The organism is Nocardia sp. BSTN01 (assembly GCF_015354405.1).
Lineage (GTDB): Bacteria > Actinomycetota > Actinomycetes > Mycobacteriales > Mycobacteriaceae > Nocardia.
This window is the reverse complement of record NZ_JADKYP010000002.1, coordinates 159,655-178,492: the sequence shown is the minus strand read 5'-3', so window position 1 is coordinate 178,492 and position 18,838 is coordinate 159,655. Positions and strand designations below refer to the sequence as shown.

The following is an 18,838-nucleotide window of genomic DNA, read 5'->3' as shown; positions in this document are numbered from 1 at the left end:
GAAGGAGTCGAGGTGCTGATCGGCAGATACGGAACTCGGACGGCAGCGGCGGTGGTGGTCGGCGCGGCCGCCGCCACGGCGCTCGCCGGTTGTGCGCGGCACGACTCCGCAACCGCCACATCGGCACGCCCGGCCACCGAAACCTCCGCCGCCGAGGCGCCTTCGCCACAGGCAAGCCCCACGGCGGCGCCCACCACCACCGGGTCGGCCGTCGCCGCGTGCCGGCCGCGTCAACTCGACATCGCCGCTCACACCCTTTCGCCGGGCATGATGCATCGCGGCGTCGAACTGACCTTCACCCTCGCCGCCGACACCCCGCCCTGCACGATCGGCGGCTATCCCGGCGTCGACACCGGCGAGGGCGGCCCGGTCCTGCACGCCCAACGCACCCCCCGCGGCTATATGGGCGGCCTGCCCAGCGACGACGACACTCCGCCCACCGTCACCGTGCTGCCCGGCCGCCCCGCCCGTGCGGTCGTGGAAGGGTCCGCGACGGGCCCGGCCGGCGAGGACTGCCCGCTGTACACGAGTCTGGCTGTGACAGCCCCCGATTCGACCGACACCCACACCGTGCACACCACCATCGACACCTGCGCTCTGCAAGTACATCCGGTCACCGGCTGAGCCGGCCCGCCGCGGGGTGCCGGATCTCAGGTGAGGGCGAGCATCCGGCACGGCCCGCCGGTGCCGCCGATATGTTCGGGTCCGCCGACCACGACGGTGGCACCGGTCGGCGGGACCGAGCCGAGGTTGGCCACCATCTCCACGCCGTAGCGCCCGCCGCCGAGGAATGCCGTGTGAGCGCCGTAGTCGAGGTCGGCCGCGTGGTCGAGGCTGAGAGTATCCACCCCCGCACCGGCGATATCGCGCTGGCGCACAAGGTATTCCGCGGCCTCGGCGCAGAAGCCGGGGGCATGCGGGGTGCCCTCGGCGTCGAGGTTGACGAAGGCCGCCGGATGGGCGAGCCGACGCTCCCACCCGGAGTACATGGCGACGAAGGCGCGCGGTGGAATGCGGCCGTAGATCCGCTCGAAGGCATCGATGTCGTCGATCGTGACCGTCGCGTCGACGTCGAACGCCGCCTTCGCGCTGATGTCGATCACGATGAGCGGCGCCACCAGATCGCGCACCGGGAAGGTGCCGGGCGCCGCCCCGCCGGACGCGCGGCGCAGTGGTGCGTCGACATGTGTTCCGGTGTGCTCCCACAGCGCGATCGCGTTCTGATCGAAACCTCCCAGCGCATGCCATCCCACCGGAACCATCGCGAACGGTGGATTGCCCGGCCACATCGGTGTATTCGGCCCCACTGGATGCGTGAGGTCGACGACGGTTCCCGTGCGAGCGCGTGCGATGGGTGCGGTGGCCGCCGCCAGTGCCGCCAGGCCCGCGGCGCCCGACAAGGCGCGCCGCGACGAGGCCGCCGGGAAATCGGCGCTGTCGTGGGCGATCCGGACGATCCGAGGGGCGCACATGGTGACCGGCAGCTTAGTCGCTGCCGGGGCGGCCCGGCAGGGGACAGCGAGTCGCACTCAGCCCGCGATGCGAGGTAGCCAGTGCCGCAATGCTTTTCGTTCCCGAGCGAGAAATTCGGCGAATGTCGTGGCCGGTCGCCCGGTGAGATCGGCCACCGCCGAGGTGGTTTCGGACAGTGTGCCTGCCGCCACCTCGCGATAGAGGTGGGCGACGTCGTCGGCGAATTCGGCGGGAAGCCCCTGGGCGACCAGACGCTCGGCGAACTCGCGCACCGGCAGATCCACATACGACACGGTCCGGCCGACCACCGTCGACAATTCGGCGGCGATCTCGCTATGCGACAGCGCCTGCGGGCCGGTCACCACGAACCGTTCGCCCGCGCCGCGCCCGTCGGTCAGCAGCGCCACCGCGCACGCGGCGATATCGGCACAATCCACATAGGAGACCCCGGCGTCACCGTATGCGCCGATGAGATCGCCGCTGCTGGTGAAGGAACCGGTGCCGGTGAGAAAGTTTTGCATGAACCCGCTCGGCTGCAACACCGACCACTCCAGGCCGGAAGCCTCGAGATGAGCCTCGATCTCGCCGTGTGCACCCTCGGCCAGCAGGCCGCCGATCCGCGCGCCCCACACCGACACCTTCACCACGATCCGCACGCCCGCGCGAACGGCCGCGTCGATCACCGCGTTCTGCTGAGCGATCATCGGTTGCGGTCCCGAGACCGGCACGGCGCCCGGCGAACACAGGAATATCCGATCGACGCCCGCTATCGCGGCCGTCAGTGTTTCCGGCTCGTCGAGGTCGCCGACCGCGACGTCCCCACCCAATTCCCGCCCGCGGTCCGCATCCCGCACGAACGCTCGAAACGGGACCTGTTCGCGCCGTAGGTGACGAACCACGTGGCGGCCGATCGAACCCGTGGCGCCGAAGACCAGGATCATGCGCAACTCCTACTAAACTCGAGGGACCCTCGAAATATTAACTCGAGGCTGCCTCGACTTAGAAGGGTTGGTTGTGAACGACACCCCGTCCACCCGGCGCAAGCCGCGCGCCGACGCCCGCCGCAACCGGCAGGCCCTGCTGGCGGCCGCCGATACCGTCTTCGCGGAAGGCGGCGTCGACGCGCCGCTCGAGCAGGTGGCGCGGCGAGCCGGCGTCGGAATCGGAACCCTGTACGGCCATTTCGCCACGCGCCGCGCGCTGATCGCCGCGCTGTTGTCGGAACGCAACGCGACACTGTTCGATCGCGGGGAGAACCTCTGCGATCGGCAGGAGGAACCCGCCGAGAATCTGGCGGCATGGGTCGCGCTCGTGGTCGAGCACGCCGCCACCTATCAGGGATTGGCCGCCCTGCTCGCCGAGGGAGCGCACGACGACGACCACGAACTGCACGCCGACTGCGCGAGGATGGATCGCATCACCGAACGCCTGACCGAGCGTGCGCGGGATACGGGCGCGCTGCGCACCGAGGTGACGGCCGCGGACATCGCCACCCTGATCAACGCCGCGGCCTGGACGCGCGAGCAGGCCGGCGCGGACCACGCGCAACGCCTCGTCGCGGTGGCGCGGACCGGCCTGTTCGCGTGAGCCGGAGTGGGCGCCTCAGTGGGTCTTCCGGGCCAGGGCGCACGCGATCAGTTGTTCCCACAGGGTCGGTTCGCGCTCGGCGGGACCGATGCGTGCGACCGAGGCGTCGGCTTCGGCGGGCCGCCAGCGGGCGCAGATCTCGAGCCCGGGCTCGAGCACCTCGAGATCGCCGAACAGGTCGAGGATCTCCTCGTCCGAACGCCAGCGCCCCCGCCCGAACGTCGCCTGCAGTTTCTCCTCGGCGGCCTGCGTCTCCTCGTTGAAGCCGGAACGAAAGTGCGAGATGTAGATCTGCGAGCCGACCGGGATCCGGTCGGTCCACCACCGCACCAGTTCGGCGGGATTCTCGTCGTTGTTGAGGTGGTGCAGGATCGCGCTGAAGATCACCGCCACCGGCTCGTCGAAATCGATCAGCCGCTGCAGATCCGGATGGGAGAAGATGGCCTCCGGATCACGCAGATCGGCGTGGATGACCGTGGTGTGGTCGTCGGCGGACAACAGTGCGCGACCATGGGCCAGCACGATCGGATCGTTGTCCACGTACACCACGCGCGGCGCGTCGAGGTGACGCTGCGCGACTTGATGCACATTGTCGACGGTCGGCAGCCCGCTGCCCATATCGATGAACTGGCGCACACCGGAGTCCGCGATATCGGCGACCGCGCGAATCATGGCCTGCCGGTTGGCATAGGCGATGGCGACCGAGCCGGGCAGATCGTTGATGAAGTAGTCGCCGACCTTGCGGTCGACGGCGTAGTTGTCGCGCCCGCCCAGCAGATAGTCGTACACGCGGGCGATACTCGGCTTGGATTGATCCACCTGTGCGGCGCTGTCGGTCATGACACCTGTTTCTGTGCGCGGAGGTCGTCGTCGGGCTCGATCCTAGGGCCACCGTTGGCTTTTCGGAGCCGTGTCGCCGAGAACCGTTGTCTGCGAAGCATTTCCCGGCATCACCCGGAGACGAATCCGACCGCGCGGTTCGCCAGGTCGAGCAGCGGCTGCGGCACGATACCCAGGGCCAGCGTGGCGGCGCCGGTGACGATGACGACCATCGTGGTCACCGGCGCGGTGACCACGGCGGGCGGCGCCTCCGGCGGATCGGTGAAGAACATCTGCACGATGACGCGAATGTAGAAGAACACCGCGATCGCACTGGAGATCACACCGACGATCACCAGATACGCCGCGTGTCCGGAGGCGGCCGCCGAGAACACGGCGAATTTCCCGACGAAACCACTGGTCAGCGGAATGCCCGCGAACGACAGCAGAAACAGCGCGAAAACCGTTGCCAGCCAAGGGGACCGGCGGCCGAGCCCGGCCCACGCCGACAGTGCGGTGGCCTCGTCTCCGACACGGTCGCGCACCAGCGTGACCACCGCGAACGCGCCGACCGTGCTCACGCCGTAGACGGCGAGATAGAACAGCACCGATGACACCCCGTCGGAGTTGGCCGCCACCAGCGCGGTGAGGATGAACCCGGCGTGCGCGATCGAGGAGTAGGCGAGCATGCGCTTCACATCGGTCTGGGTCACGGCGAGAATGGCGCCCAGCACCATCGTGGCCACCGCCACGGCTCCCAGGATCGGACGCCAATCCGCACTCAGTCCCGGCACCGCGACCTGCAGGATGCGCAGCAGTGTGCCCACTGCCGCGATCTTGGTCGCCGCCGCCATGAACGCGGTGACCGCGGTCGGCGCGCCCTGATACACATCGGGCACCCACGACTGGAACGGCACCGCGCCGATCTTGAACAGCAACCCGACCACCAGCATCGCCACACCCAGCACCGCAAGCGTTTTCGAGCCGGAGTCCCGGGCCACCGCGTCGGCGATGCCGGAGAGCCGAACCGTACCGGCGTAGCCGTACAACAGAGCCATCCCGTACAGGAAGAAGGCCGAGGCGAACGCGCCCAGCAGGAAGTACTTCAGCGCCGCCTCCTGCGACAGCAGCCGACGCCGCCGCGCCAGCCCGCACAGCAGATACAGCGGCAGCGACAGCACCTCGAGCGCGACGAACATCGACAGCAGATCGTTGGAGGCGGGAAACAGCAGCATGCCGCCGACCGCGAACAGTGTCAGGGGAAAGACCTCGGTGGTGGCGATACCCGCCCGCGCGGCGGCGATCTCGTCCGAACTGCCCGGCACCGCCGCCGCCTGCGGGGTGAACGCATCGACCACGACCGCGCCGGAGGCCACCGCGGCCGCCCGGCTCCAGGTCCCGGGACCCTCCCGGCTTTCGCGCGCCAACCGCGGTTCGATACCGCGTTCGGCCATCAGCGCGACCGCGAGGATCGCGACCACCAGGATGGTGCCCTGCAGCATCAGCGTCACGTTGTCGACGGCGACCGCGCCGACGGCCACCGTGGCGTGGGTGCCCGCGAGTGCGATCACCGCCACCAGTGCCGCCACCAAACCGCCCAGCGCGAGCACGAGATGAACCGGGTAACGCCACGACCGCGGCAGGAACGCCTCGGCGAGCACCCCGGCGACGGCCACGCCGAAGACGACGAGCATCGGTGACAGGGCGTGATATTCGATCGAGGGAGCCGGAACCGTCGCGGCCAGATACTGATTCACCGGTGGTTACCTCCGCTCGGAGTGGTCGCGGCCGGTACGGTCGCCGCATCCGGCGCGACCGTGGGCGCCGGATCGTGTTTGCCGATGGTGGTGAGGGTGCCGGCCACCGCCGGATTGATCCGGTCCAGAACCGGTTTCGGATAGGCGCCGAGGACCAGCAACGCCGCCAGCAACGGCACGACCACGACCAGTTCGCGCGGCAGCAGATCCGGCAAGCGCTCGTTGCCCTTGCGGACCGGCCCGGTCATCATCCGCTGGTACATCCACAGCACGTAGAGCGCCGCAAGCACCAACGCGCCCGTGGCGAACACCGCCGCCACCGGATATCTCGTGAACGTGCCGACGAGCACGAGGAATTCGCTGACGAACGGCGCCAGTCCGGGTAGTGAGAGCGTCGCCAGACCCGCGATCAGGAAGGTGCCCGCCAATATCGGCGCCACCTTCTGTACGCCGCCGAAATCGGCGATCGCCCGAGTTCCGCGGCGCGACACCAGGAATCCCGCGATGAGGAACAGCGCCGCGGTCGAGATGCCGTGATTGACCATGTACAGCGTCGCGCCCGCACCACCCTGATTGGTCATCGCGAAGATGCCGAGAATGATTAAGCCGAAATGCGAGATCGAGGTGTAGGCGATCAGGCGCATCACATCGGTCTGCCCGATGGCCAGCAGCGCGCCGTAGAGGATGCCGATCACCGCCAGCACGCTGATCATCGGCGCGTAGGTGGTCGAGGCGGCCGGGAACAGCAGCAGGCAGTAGCGCAGCATGCCGAAGGTGCCGACCTTGTCGACCACCGCCATCATGAGCACCGCGCTCGCGGGTGTGGCCGAGACCGCGGCGCCCGGCAGCCAGGTGTGCAGCGGCCACAGCGGCGCTTTCACCGCGAAGGCGAACATGAAGCCGAGGAACAGCGCGTTGAGCACGGCCGGCCCGGCGCCGAGCTGCCCGGAATTCGCCGCCGCCGTGACCGCCCGGAAGTCGAAGGTCCCGCCCTCGCCGCCGAGATGGGCCCGCGCGGTGAGCACGTACAGCCCGATCACCGCGGCCAGCATGATCAGGCCGCCGAACAGGTTGTACAGCAGGAACTTCACCGCCGCGCGCGAACGTTGCTGCCGCAGTACCAATTCCACGGCCGCCGATTCGCCGCCGGTGCTGCGGGGCCCGAATCCGCCGATGAGGAAGTACATCGGGATGAGCATGACCTCGAAGAACACGTAGAACAGCAGGATGTCGAGCGAGACGAACGAAATCAGCACCATCGCCTCGACGATCAAAGTCAGCGCCACGTAGATGTGCGCGACCCGCCGCCCGCTGCCCGCCTCGCGGTCGTCCTTCCATCCGGCGAGGATCAGCAGCGGCACCAGTGCGGCGGTCAACAGCAGCAGCACCAGGGCGATCCCGTCGACGCCGAGGGTGTAGCCGGCGCCGAAAGCCGGTATCCAGCGGTGTGATTCGATGAGTTGATACTGCGGGCCGCCCGGATCGAAACGCACCGCGACGACGATCGCGACGCCCAGGGTTGCCAGCGACAACACGAGTCCGGTCACCCGGGCCAGCGTGCGCCGGCCGGCCGGGACGGCCAGCACCACGACGGCGCCGGCCAGGGGCAGCACCCACAGTGTGGTCAGCCAGGGAAACTCCGTCACAGCAACCTCACCGCCAGCAGGGCCGCGACCACCAGGGCCGCGCCGGTGAACATGGACAGGGCGTACGAGCGCACGAAACCCGTTTGCACGCGCCGGATTCGCGCCGACAGGCCGCCGATCACCGCGGCCGTGGTGTTGACGATGCCGTCGATTCCGCGGTTGTCGAGGAAGACCAGCGAGCGGGTCAGGTGGGTGCCCGGACGCATGAACGCGGCCTCGTTGAACGCGTCGCCGTACAGATCGCGCCGAGCCGCGACGGTCAGCGGCGTGACGTCCTGCGGGGCGGTGCGTGGCACCGGCCGCCGCGCGTACTGGCGGTAGGCGACCGCGATCCCGATCGCGACCACGACCAGCGCCGCCACGGTGACCGCCCAGGCCGGCACGGCGCTTTCGGCGTGTTCGGTCCCGACCACCGGCGCGAGCCAGTTCTGCAGCGACGATCCGAAGACGAACACCCCGCCGGAGAACACCGAGCCGAGCGCCAGCACGATCATCGGGCCGGTCATCACCGCCGGCGCCTCGTGCGGATGCGGCTGCGACTCGGGTTCGCGTGCAGCCCAGCGCTTTTCACCGAAGAACGTCAGCAACATCACGCGCGTCATATAGAAGGCGGTGATTCCGGCGCCGAGCAGCGCGGCGGCGCCGAGGGTGATGCCGTTCGCCCCGCCGTACCCGAACGCGGCCTCGATGATCCGGTCCTTGGAGAAGAACCCCGCGAACGGCGGCACCCCGATGATCGCCAGGTAGCCGAGCCCGAAGGTGACGAACGTGATCGGCAGATACGTGCGCAGCCCGCCGTAGCGGCGCATATCCGTTTCGTCGTTCATCGCGTGCATGACCGATCCGGCGCCGAGGAACAATCCGGCCTTGAAGAAGCCGTGGGTGAGCAGATGCATGATCGCCACGGCGTATCCGGCCGGGCCCAATCCGGCGGCCAGCACCATATAGCCGATCTGACTCATCGTCGATGCGGCCAGCGCCTTCTTGATGTCGTCCTTCGCGCAACCGATGACGGCGCCGAACAGCAGCGTCACCGCACCGACCACCAGCACGCCGGCGCGTGCCGCCGGCGCGGCGTCGAAGATCGCGTTCGAGCGCGCGATCAGATACACACCGGCGGTCACCATGGTGGCGGCGTGGATGAGCGCCGACACCGGCGTCGGGCCTTCCATCGCGTCACCGAGCCAGGACTGCAGCGGCACCTGGGCGGACTTACCGCACGCGCCGAGCAGCAACAGCAGGCCCAGGGCGGTCAGGGTGCCTTCGCCGGCCTGCGGGACACCGGCGAACACGTGCCCGAAATCGACCGAGCCGAAGGTGGCGAACATCAGGAACAGTGCGATCGCCAGACCCATGTCGCCGACGCGGTTGACCACGAAGGCCTTCTTCGCCGCCGCGGCCGCCGACGGCTTCTCGTGCCAGAACCCGATCAGCAGGTACGAGGCCAGGCCCACACCCTCCCAGCCGAGGTAGAGCACCAGATAGTTGTCGGCCATGACCAGGGTCAGCATCGCGGCCAGGAACAGGTTGAGGTAGGCGAAGAACCGCCGCCGCGCCGGATCGTGTGCCATGTAGCCGACCGAGTAGATGTGGATCAGCGAGCCGACACCGGTGATCAGCAGGACGAAACACATCGTCAGCTGATCGAGTTGCAGTGAGAACTCCGCCTGCAGCCCGGCCACCGGCACCCAGCTGAAGAAGTTGTGCGACACCGCGCGATCGGCGCCGGCGCGGCCGAGCATCTCGGCGAACGCCCACACCGCCACGCCGAACGAGGCCACCGCGGTCGCGCAGCCCAGCCAATGCCCCCAGCGGTCGCTCGTGCGTCCGGCCAGCAGCAGGATCAGTGCACCGGCGGCGGGCAGGGCCGGCAGCAGCCAGAGCAGATTCCCGGTACCCACGTCAGTACTTCAGCAGGTTGGCGTCGTCGACCGAGGTCGAGCGGCGGGTGCGGAAGATGGTCATGATGATCGCCAGGCCCACGACGACCTCCGCGGCGGCGACGACCATCGTGAAGAATGCGAAGACCTGCCCGTCGAGGTTGTGGTGCTGCCGGGCGAAGGTGACGAAGGCGAGATTGACCGCGTTGAGCATCAACTCGATGCACATGAACACCACGATCGCGTTGCGCCGCACCAGCACCCCGGCCGCGCCGATGGTGAACAGCAGGGCGGACAGATACAGGTAGTTGTCCGGATTCACCGCGGAGCCTTCCTCTCGTTGTCGCCGGTCGCGTGGGCGCCGTTGCTGTCGCTGTGCCCGTTCTCGCCACTGCCGTTCTGGCCACTGCCGTTCTGGCCACTGCCGTTGCCGCCGTTGCCTTCTCGCATACCGATCACCGCGTCCTCGGTGTGGGCGCGGCGGCGGCGATGGCGCAGAATCGTGCTCACCGACAGTTCGGCGAACGAACCGTCGGGCAGCCGGGCCGGCACGTCGACGGCGTTGTGGCGGGCATAGACACCGGGGGTGGGCAGGGGAGTGATGCGGTGGCCTTCGCGCAGGCGGCGCTGCGATTGTTCGCGCTGCCCGGTGCGCGGACCGAACCGTTCCCGGTGCGCGAGGATCATCGCGCCGATGGTGGCGGTGATCAGCAGCGCGCCGGTGAGTTCGAAGGCCCATACGTAGCGCACGAAGATCAGTTCGGCCAGCGCCGCGATCGGGTCGGCGCCGAATCCGGGCCCGGTGGCCGCCACCGAATCGTCGCGCACCCCGCGGGCGATCGCCGCGATCAGCAGCAGACCGAATCCGACGCCCACCACGACGACGGCGATGCGGTGCCCGCGCAACGTCTCGCGCAGCGATTCCGACGAATCGACGCCGACGAGCATCAGGACGAACAGGAACAGCATCATGACCGCGCCCGTGTACACCACGATCTGCACCACGCCGAGGAACAGCGCGTCCTGGGCGATGTAGAACACCGACAGGGTGATCATGGTGGCCGCCAGGCACAGCGCGGAATGCACGGCCTTGCGGGCACACACCATGCCGAGACCACCCGCCACCGCGACCACCGCGAGCACCCAGAACAGCACGGCCTCACCGGTGGATGTTCGCGTAACCGCCTCGGCGGCAAGCATATTCACTCCCGGACTCACTGCGCACCTCCCTGGGCGCCCGCGAGATCCGCACCGCGGGTACCGGTTTGCCGCGGCACGGTGATTCCGGTGGAGCCGAGGCCCGTATCGCGGTCGGTGCCGGGGGCCGCGGGAACGGCGCCGAGGTAGTAGTCCTCCTCGGTGGCGCCCGGGTAGGCGGCGTGCGGCGGCGCGATCATCCCGTCGCCCAGCGGGGCGAGCAGCCGATCCTTCTCGTAGATCAGATCGGCGCGATTGTCGTCGGCCAGCTCGTATTCGTTGGTCATCGTCAATGCCCGGGTCGGGCATGCCTCGATGCACAATCCGCAGCCGATGCAGCGCAGATAGTTGATCTGGTACACGCGGCCGTAGCGTTCGCCGGGGGAGTAGCGCTCGCTGTCGGTGTTGTCGGCGCCCTCGACGTAGATCGCGTCGGCGGGGCAGGCCCAGGCGCACAGTTCGCAGCCGATGCACTTCTCCAGGCCGTCGGGATGCCGGTTGAGCTGGTGGCGGCCGTGGTAACGCGGTGCGGTGGGCACCTTCTCCTCGGGATAGAACTCGGTGTTCTTCTTCTTGAACATCGTGACGAAGGTGACCCAGAATCCGCCGATCGGTTCCAGCAGACCGGCTTTGGTCGCCGGCGGCGCGGTGTCGGGCATCGGCGGGACCGGGAAGTCCGAGAACTGTTGCGTACCGGAAGTTTCCGGTGCCGGATTGTCACCGGCCCGCCCGGCGCGCAGCATCATCGCCAGCAGGCCCACCGAGATGATCACCCCGGCGATCACCAGGCCCGCGGTTTGCACGTCGTGGCCGTTGTCCTGCACCACCTTCAGCGCCGCCACGATCATCACCCACAGCAGCGACACCGGAATGAGCAGCTTCCAGCCGAGATTCATGAACTGGTCGTAGCGCAGCCGCGGCAGCGTCCCGCGCAACCAGATGAAGACGAACAGGAATGTCCAGACCTTGAGCGTGAACCACAGCAGCGGCCACCAGCCCGAATTCGCGCCGTCCCACAGATTCAGCGGGAAAGGTGCGTGCCAGCCGCCGAAGAACAGTGTGGTGGCCAGCGCCGAGACGGTACCCATGTTGATGTATTCCGCCATCATGAACATCGCGAATTTCAGCGACGAGTATTCGGTGTGGAATCCGCCGACGAGTTCACCCTCGGCCTCGGGCAGATCGAAGGGGGCGCGGTTGGTTTCGCCGACCATCGCCACCGCGTAGACGAGGAACGACGGCAGCAGCAGCCACACGTTCCAGGTGCCCCACTGCCGGTCCACGATGCCGGAGGTGGACATGGTTCCGGCCAGCAGGAACACCGCCGCGAAACAGGCCGCCATCGCGATCTCGTAGGAGATAACCTGCGCGGTCGAGCGCAGACCGCCGAGCAGCGGATAGGTCGATCCCGACGACCACCCCGCCAGCACGATGCCGTAGACCCCGATCGAGGTCATCGCGAGGATGTAGAGCACTCCCACCGGCATATCGGTCAACTGCAGTGGTGTGCGGGTGCCGAAGATCGACACCTCCGGTCCGAGCGGTATCACCGCGAACGCCATCACCGCCGGAATCAGCGCGACGATCGGTGCCAGAATATAGATCGGCTTGTCGACCATCGCCGGGACGATGTCCTCCTTGAGGAGCATCTTGACCCCGTCGGCGATGGATTGCAGCGAGCCCCGCGGCCCGACCCGGTTGGGGCCGACTCGCATCTGCATCCAGGCCACCACCTTGCGTTCGATCACCACCGCGAGCAGCGGGATGAGCAGCAGGAAGATGAAGATGCCGATGGATTTCACCACGACCAGCCACCAGGGATCGTGGCCGAAGGCGGACAGATCGGCCGGGGCGGCGACCAGCACGGCCGGCGACATCTCACTCATGGGGTTCCTCCCGTTGGATGCGCACGCGGTGACCGAGGGCGGTGGTGAGCCGCTCGTTGACCGTCGATCCCGCCGAATTCCACGGCAGCCAGGCGACACGATCGGGCATCTCGGTGATGTCGAGCGGCAGCACGATGCGGCCGTGACCGGTGCTGATCCGCACCGAATCGCCGGTGGCCGCGCCGATTTCGGCCGCGGTGGCCGGCGAGAGCCGCAGCACCGGGCGGCGGGCGGTGCCGGCGAGATTCGGTTCGCCGTCCTGCATGCGACCGTTGTCGAGCAGCATGCGCCAACCGGCCAGGACGGCGGTGCCGGTTTCGGTCTCCGGGAGCGCGGCCGACGGATACGCCGGCGGCTGCGGCCGGGGCCCGTCCCAGACGCCCAGGGCATCGAGTTCCGCGCGGGCTGCGTCGACCGTCGGCAAGCCCAGTCGCACACCCATCTCGTCGGCCAGTGAATGCAGCACGCGATGATCGGCCAACGGCGCCGCCTGCCGCCGCACGGCCGCATCGCCGAGGGCGGCGCCGAACGGCCGCGGCCTGCCCTCCCAGGTGAGGTACGTTCCCGATTTCTCCATGGCGGAGGCGACCGGGAACACCACATCGGCGTGCTCGGTGACTTCGCTGTGCCGCAATTCCAGACTGACCACGAAGGCGGCGGCCTCGACGGCGGCCAGGGCGGTGCGGGGGTCGGGCAGATCGGCGATCTCCACACCGCCGACCAGCAGCGCGCCCGGGTGGCGGCTCGCGTCGAGAATCGCGGTGGTATCGCGTCCCGGCGCGGTCGGCAGTTCGTCGACCTGCCAGATTCGCTGAACCTGTTGGCGTGCGCGGGCATTGGCGATCGGACGTCCGCCCGGCAGCAGATCGGGCAGCGCACCCGCCTCGAGCGCGCCACGTTCGCCGGCTCGGCGCGGCACCCAGGCGAGTGCGGCGCCGGTGGTCTCGGCCAACGCCGCCACCGCCGACAGCGCGCCGGGCAGCGCGGCCAGCCGCTCCCCGGCCAGGATCACCGCACCGCGACGGCGCAGCGCGCGGGCGAGCTCGTCCAGTCCCGGCGGATCGGGCGGGCATTCGTATCCGGCGCCCGCGACCGCCAGCGCCTGCAGCAGCCGCGCTTCGTCGCCCGGCACGGTGGGGATCAACCGGCCCGATATCCGGTTCAGGCCCCGGCTCGCATAGGCGGCCAGCGAATAGATCGCGGTCGCGGATGTGCGGGCGGCCTTGCGCAGCCGCAGATGCAGGATCGGGCATTCCTCTTCGGGTTCGAGTCCGGCGAGCAGGACGACCGGCGCCGAATCCAGTGCGCCGTAGTCCAGCCGCACGCCCTGTCCGGCGATGGCCGCTGCCAGGAATTCGGCCTCCTCCGCGGAATGGGCGCGGGCGCGGAAGTCGATGTCGTTGGTGCCCAACGCGATACGCGCGAATTTGGCGTACGCGTAGGCGTCCTCGACGGTGGCGCGCCCACCCACCAGCACTCCGGCGTTTCCGCGGGCGGCGGTCAGGCCCGCACCGGCTCGCGCGAGCGCCTCCGACCACGAGGCGGGGACGAGTGCGCCGCTGTCGTCGCGGATCAGGGGAGTGGTGATGCGGTCGGATTCGGTCGCGTAGGTGAAGGCCCATCGCCCCTTGTCACAATTCCATTCCTCGTTGACCTGCGGATCGTCACCTGCCAAGCGGCGCAACACTTTTCCGCGGCGGTGGTCGGTGCGCTGAGCGCATCCGGCGGCGCAGTGCTCGCATACCGCCGGGCTCGACACCAGATCGAAGGGACGCGCGCGGAAGCGGTAGGTGGTGCCGGTGAGGGCGCCGACCGGGCAGATCTGGACGGTGTTGCCGGAGAAGTAGGAGTCCATCGGCTCGCCGGCGGCGATCCCGACCTGCTGTAGCGCGCCTCGGTCCATCAGTTCGATGAACGGATCACCGGCGATCTGCTGCGAGAACCGGGTGCAGCGTGCGCACAGGACACACCGCTCCCGATCCAGCAGTACCGCGGGCGAGAGCGGAATCGGTTTGGGGTAGGTGCGTTTCACGCCCTCGAAGCGCGATTCGGGCCGTCCGCTGGATATCGCCTGGTTCTGCAGCGGGCATTCACCGCCCTTGTCGCACACCGGGCAGTCCAGCGGATGGTTGATCAGCAGCAGTTCCATGACCCCGGTTTGCGCCTTCTGCGCGGCCGGCGAACTGATCTGGGTGTGGGCGATCATGCCGTCGGTGACGGCCATCGTGCAGGAGGCGACGGGTTTGCGTTGCCCCTCCACCTCGACCAGGCACTGCCGGCAGGCACCGACCGGATCGAGCAGCGGATGATCGCAGAACCGGGGGATCTGGATGCCGACGAGTTCGGCCGCGCGGATCAGCAACGTCCCGGCGGGCACGGCGATCGTCGTGCCGTCGATGGTGACGGTGACCAGGTCCTGGGGGATGACGCCACTGCTGTCGTGGCTGACTGTCGCGGTCATCGCACTCCTTCGGCAGACGCCGCCGGCTCGCCGGGCGTGGCGGCGGCCCAGGCGGTCGAGCGAGCGGGATCGAACGGGCACCGGCCCAGCCGGAGGTGTTCGGTGTATTCGTCGCGAAAATATTTGAGGGAGGACACGATCGGGCTCGCCGCACCGTCGCCGAGGGCGCAGAACGACTTGCCGTTGATGTTGTCGGCGATATCGAGCAGGGTGTCCAGGTCGGCCTCGGTTCCGCCGCCGGACTCCAGTCGCTGCAGCAGTTGCACCAGCCAGTAGGTGCCTTCTCGGCAGGGTGTGCATTTTCCGCAGGATTCGTGGGCGTAGAACTCGGTCCAGCGCAGCACCGCGCGCACTACGCAGGTGGTGTCGTCGAAGATCTGTAATGCCTTGGTGCCCAGCATGGATCCGGCCGCGCCCACGTTCTCGTAGTCGAGGGGCACATCGAGGTGTTCGGCGGTGAACAGGGGAGTGGAGGAGCCGCCGGGGGTCCAGAACTTCAGGGTGTGCCCGGCGCGCACACCGCCGGCGTGGCCGAGAAGTTTGCGCAGCGTCACACCGAGGGGCGCCTCGTACTGGCCCGGCCGGGTGACGTGTCCGGACAGCGAATACAGGGTGAAGCCGGGCGATTTCTCCGACCCCATCGAACGAAACCATTCGACGCCGTTGGTCATGATCGCCGGCACACTCGCGATCGACTCCACATTGTTGACCACCGTCGGGCATGCGTACAGGCCCGCGACGGCGGGGAAGGGCGGGCGCAGGCGAGGCTGGCCGCGACGGCCCTCGAGCGAATCCAGCAGGGCGGTTTCCTCACCGCAGATGTAGGCGCCGGCCCCGGCGTGCACGATCAGGTCGAGATCGAAGCCGGAGCCGAGGATGTCGCGGCCCAGATAGCCTGCGGCATAGGCCTCTTCGACCGCGGTCTGGAGCCGGCGCAGGACCGGCACGACTTCGCCGCGCAGATAGATGAACGCGTGGGCGGCGCGGATGGCATAGGCGGCGATGATGGCGCCCTCGACCAGCACATGCGGGGTCGCCAGCATCAACGGGATGTCCTTGCAGGTACCGGGTTCGGATTCGTCGGCGTTGACGACCAGGTAGTGCGGCTTTCCCGCTGCCGGTGACCCTTCGGGATCCTGCGGGATAAACCCCCATTTCATGCCGGTGGGAAATCCGGCGCCGCCGCGGCCGCGCAGTCCGGCGTCCTTCACCGTGGCGATGACCTCGTCGGGATGCATGCCCAGCGCACGGGAGAGGCCACGATAACCGTCGTGTGCCCGGTAGGTGTCGAGGGTCCACGACCGCGGCTGATCCCAGTAGCGGGTGAGGACGGGCGCCAGCGTCATCACCGTTCCCCCTGTTCGGTGTCCGAATCATGCTGTGGCGCAGTTGGTGTCGATGGTTCGGACGACACGCGAACTCCGGCGAGCGTGGGTTCTCCGGGGGCGCCGTCGTTGGCATCGGGCCGCCGGTCCGGGAATCCGGCGAGAATGCGGGCGGTGTCGCGGAAACTGCACAGGGGCGCGCCGCTGCGCGTGCCGGTGACCTCGCGTCCGGATCGCAGCGCGTCGGCGAGCGCGCGGGCCGACTCCGGGGTCTGGTTGTCGAAGAATTCCCAGTTCACCATGACGACCGGGGCGTAATCGCAGGCGGCGTTGCACTCGAGATGTTCGAGCGTGATCGTCCCGTCGGCGGTCGTTTCGCCGGCGGCGATCTCCAGATGCCGGGTCAGTGCGGCCAGGATCTCGTCGCCGCCCATGACCGCGCACAACGTATTGGTGCAGACTCCTACGTGATAGTCGCCGGTCGGCGTGCGCCGATACATCGAGTAGAAGGTGGCGACCGCGGTCACTTCGGCGTCGGTGAGCCCGAGTTGTTCGGCACAGAACGCTATCCCGGTGCCGCTGACATAACCTTCGACGCTCTGCACGAGATGCAGCAACGGGAGCAGCGCCGAGCGCGAATGCGGATAGCGGTCGATGATCTCGCGGGCCTCCGCTCGCAGATTTTCCTCCACCTGCGGCGGATAGGGAACGGGACGCTGCGACAACTGCAGCAGGATCGGGTCGCGACCGGTCGCGGTCGCGGGAATCGGTTCGGCTGTCATCGGTCGACACCACCCATCACCGGGTCGATGCTGGCCACGGAGGCGATCACGTCGGCGACCATGCCGCCTTCGCACATCGCCGCCACGGCCTGCAGATTCGTGAACGAGGGATCGCGGAAATGCACACGGTAGGGCCGGGTTCCGCCGTCGGAGACCATGTGGACACCCAGTTCGCCGCGCGGGGACTCCACCGAGGCGTACACCTGGCCGGGCGGCACCCGCATGCCCTCGGTGACGAGTTTGAAATGGTGGATCAGCCCCTCCATCGAGGTGCCCATGATGGTGCCGATATGTTCGGCGGAATTGCCGAGTCCGTCGGGCCCGAGTTTCAGATCCGCCGGCCACGCGATCTTCTTGTCCGCCACCATGACCGGGCCGGGACGGAGTTTGTCGAGGCACTGCTCGACGATCTTGAGCGACTCCTTCATCTCCTTGATGCGGATCAGGTAGCGGCCGTAGCAGTCGCATCCGGTGTCGGTCATGACATCGAACTCGTAGTCCTCGTAGCCGCAGTACGGCTGCGATTTGCGCAGATCGTGCGGCAGCCCGGTGGAGCGCAGGACCGGTCCGGTCACTCCCAGTGCCATACACCCAGCGAGGTCGAGATAACCGATGCCGCGGGTGCGGGCCTTGAAGATCGGGTTCTCGTTGAGCAGCAACTCCATATCGCGCAGCCGTTTCGGCATGAGCGCCAGCAGATCCCGGATCTTGCCCACCGCGTCGGGCGGCAGATCCTGCGCCAGCCCGCCGGGGCGGATGTAGGCGTGGTTCATCCGCAGTCCGGTGACGTTTTCGAAGATGTCGAGGATCAGTTCGCGTTCGCGGAAGCCGAACAGCATCGGTGTCAGCGCGCCGAGTTCCATACCGCCGGTGGCCAGCGCCACCAGATGGGAGGAGATGCGGTTGAGCTCCATCAGCATGACGCGAACGATGTTCACTCGTTCGGGAATATCGCCGGTGATGCCGAGCAGCTTCTCCACGGCCAGGCAGTAGGCGGTCTCGTTGAACAGCGGGGACAGGTAGTCCATCCGGGTCACGAACGTGACACCCTGCACCCAGTTGCGGAATTCGAGATTCTTCTCGATCCCGGTGTGCAGGTAGCCGATTCCGCAGCGTGCCTCGGTGACCGTCTCGCCCTCGATCTCGAGGATCAGCCGCAGCACGCCGTGCGTGGAGGGATGCTGCGGTCCCATATTGACGACGATCCGCTCCTCCGCGGCGCCGTCGAGGGCCTCGCGCACATCGTCCCAATCCTGTCCGACGACCGTGACCGCCGGGCTTTCGGCCACCGGATCCGTTGTGGCGCCGGTGATGTCGGTGTTGTTCATCAGCTGTAGGTCCTCCGCTGGTCCGGCGGCGGAATACGCGCGCCCTTGTATTCGACCGGGATCCCGCCGAGCGGGTAGTCCTTGCGCTGCGGATGTCCACGCCAGTCGTCGGGCATCATGATCCGTGTCAGCGAGGGGTGACCGTCGAAGACGATGCCGAAGAAGTCGTAGGTTTCGCGCTCGTGCCAGTCGGTGGTCGGGTACACCGAGAACAGCGAGGGCATATGCGGATCGGAATCCGGTACCGACACCTCGATCCGCACCCGGCGGTTGTGTGTGATCGACAGCAGGTGGTAGGCGGCGTGCAGTTCGCGGTCCGTGTCGTCGGGGTAGTGCACGCCGTTCACTCCGAGACACAGTTCGAAGCGCAACGCGGCGTCGTCGCGCAGCGCACGTGCCACCTCGACGACCCGATCGCGCCGCACGTGCAGAGTCAGTTCTCCGGCGAAGACCACGATTTTCTCGATCGCGGCGCGAAACACCCGCTCTCCCACCGACTCCGCCAGCGCGGCGACCACCTCGTCGAAATAGGAGCCGTAGGGCGCGGGGGTGCTTCCGGGCAGCGTGACCGTCCGCACCAGCCGCCCGTATCCGGAGGTGTCACCGGTGCCCCGGACGCCGAACATGCCGCGGCGCACGCCGATGACCTCGTCGTCGGGCCGGTCGGGCGAGGGGCTGCGCGATTCGGGTTCGATCG

At 68.2% G+C, this 18,838-nt stretch carries 16 protein-coding genes; 2 read left to right on the top strand and 14 right to left on the bottom strand.

Going from position 1 to position 18,838, the window contains the following annotated elements; genetic code table 11:
* The first annotated feature begins 12 nt into the window (after positions 1-12).
* The gene (locus IRT45_RS02500; protein WP_309240765.1) at positions 13-624 is read left to right on the top strand and encodes a DUF4232 domain-containing protein; all 612 of its coding nucleotides are present in this window, start codon (positions 13-15) and stop codon (positions 622-624) included.
* Between the two features lie 26 nt (positions 625-650).
* Here the strand turns inward: IRT45_RS02500 and IRT45_RS02495 are convergent, their stop codons facing one another.
* Both IRT45_RS02495 and IRT45_RS02490 read right to left on the bottom strand, forming a co-directional pair.
* A complete protein-coding gene (locus IRT45_RS02495) occupies positions 651-1,472 on the bottom strand; it encodes a cyclase family protein (protein WP_194804234.1) in 822 nt (273 codons plus the stop codon).
* Positions 1,473-1,529: 57 nt separating this feature from the next.
* The gene (locus tag IRT45_RS02490) at positions 1,530-2,414 is read right to left on the bottom strand and encodes an SDR family oxidoreductase (protein ID WP_194804233.1); all 885 of its coding nucleotides are present in this window, start codon (positions 2,412-2,414) and stop codon (positions 1,530-1,532) included.
* A 73-nt stretch (positions 2,415-2,487) separates the two neighbouring features.
* Between IRT45_RS02490 and IRT45_RS02485 the strand changes: the two genes are divergently transcribed.
* Positions 2,488-3,060 (top strand): TetR/AcrR family transcriptional regulator, encoded by a 573-nt coding sequence (locus IRT45_RS02485; RefSeq protein WP_194804232.1) that lies wholly within the window; start codon positions 2,488-2,490, stop codon positions 3,058-3,060.
* A 15-nt stretch (positions 3,061-3,075) separates the two neighbouring features.
* Here IRT45_RS02485 and IRT45_RS02480 read toward each other — a convergent pair whose 3' ends face one another.
* From IRT45_RS02480 to IRT45_RS02425, 12 genes are all read right to left on the bottom strand, one after another.
* The gene (locus IRT45_RS02480) at positions 3,076-3,900 is read right to left on the bottom strand and encodes an SAM-dependent methyltransferase (RefSeq protein ID WP_194804231.1); all 825 of its coding nucleotides are present in this window, start codon (positions 3,898-3,900) and stop codon (positions 3,076-3,078) included.
* A 110-nt stretch (positions 3,901-4,010) separates the two neighbouring features.
* Positions 4,011-5,636, bottom strand: coding sequence for an NADH-quinone oxidoreductase subunit NuoN (gene nuoN / locus IRT45_RS02475; RefSeq protein WP_194804230.1), 1,626 nt, complete (start codon positions 5,634-5,636; stop codon positions 4,011-4,013).
* The gene (locus IRT45_RS02470; protein ID WP_194804229.1) at positions 5,633-7,282 is read right to left on the bottom strand and encodes an NADH-quinone oxidoreductase subunit M; all 1,650 of its coding nucleotides are present in this window, start codon (positions 7,280-7,282) and stop codon (positions 5,633-5,635) included. Before IRT45_RS02470 ends, nuoN begins: the two co-directional genes overlap by 4 nt.
* Complete coding sequence (nuoL, locus tag IRT45_RS02465) at positions 7,279-9,183, bottom strand: NADH-quinone oxidoreductase subunit L (RefSeq protein ID WP_194804228.1); 1,905 nt, start codon at positions 9,181-9,183, stop codon at positions 7,279-7,281. Before nuoL ends, IRT45_RS02470 begins: the two co-directional genes overlap by 4 nt.
* Before the next feature lies 1 nt (position 9,184).
* Entirely contained in the window at positions 9,185-9,484 is a 300-nt protein-coding gene (gene nuoK / locus IRT45_RS02460) for an NADH-quinone oxidoreductase subunit NuoK (RefSeq protein WP_025350204.1), read from the bottom strand.
* Positions 9,481-10,362, bottom strand: a complete 882-nt coding sequence (locus tag IRT45_RS02455) for an NADH-quinone oxidoreductase subunit J (protein WP_194804408.1) — start codon at positions 10,360-10,362, stop codon at positions 9,481-9,483. The genes nuoK and IRT45_RS02455 overlap by 4 nt, the downstream gene beginning before the upstream one ends.
* 14 nt (positions 10,363-10,376) lie before the next feature.
* Positions 10,377-12,236, bottom strand: coding sequence for an NADH-quinone oxidoreductase subunit NuoH (gene nuoH / locus IRT45_RS02450; protein WP_194804407.1), 1,860 nt, complete (start codon positions 12,234-12,236; stop codon positions 10,377-10,379).
* A 1-nt stretch (position 12,237) separates the two neighbouring features.
* Positions 12,238-14,706 carry an NADH-quinone oxidoreductase subunit G gene (locus tag IRT45_RS02445; protein WP_194804227.1) on the bottom strand — a complete coding sequence of 823 codons (2,469 nt, stop codon included), beginning with the start codon at positions 14,704-14,706 and terminating at the stop codon, positions 12,238-12,240.
* A complete protein-coding gene (gene nuoF, locus IRT45_RS02440) occupies positions 14,703-16,052 on the bottom strand; it encodes an NADH-quinone oxidoreductase subunit NuoF (RefSeq protein ID WP_194804226.1) in 1,350 nt (449 codons plus the stop codon). Before nuoF ends, IRT45_RS02445 begins: the two co-directional genes overlap by 4 nt.
* Positions 16,052-16,813 (bottom strand): NADH-quinone oxidoreductase subunit NuoE, encoded by a 762-nt coding sequence (nuoE, locus tag IRT45_RS02435; protein WP_194804225.1) that lies wholly within the window; start codon positions 16,811-16,813, stop codon positions 16,052-16,054. Before nuoE ends, nuoF begins: the two co-directional genes overlap by 1 nt.
* A complete protein-coding gene (gene nuoD, locus IRT45_RS02430; protein ID WP_194804224.1) occupies positions 16,810-18,141 on the bottom strand; it encodes an NADH dehydrogenase (quinone) subunit D in 1,332 nt (443 codons plus the stop codon). The genes nuoE and nuoD overlap by 4 nt, the downstream gene beginning before the upstream one ends.
* Positions 18,141-18,767: an NADH-quinone oxidoreductase subunit C gene (locus IRT45_RS02425; protein ID WP_375540053.1), complete on the bottom strand. Its 627-nt coding sequence runs from the start codon at positions 18,765-18,767 to the stop codon at positions 18,141-18,143. Before IRT45_RS02425 ends, nuoD begins: the two co-directional genes overlap by 1 nt.
* Positions 18,768-18,838 lie beyond the last annotated feature (71 nt).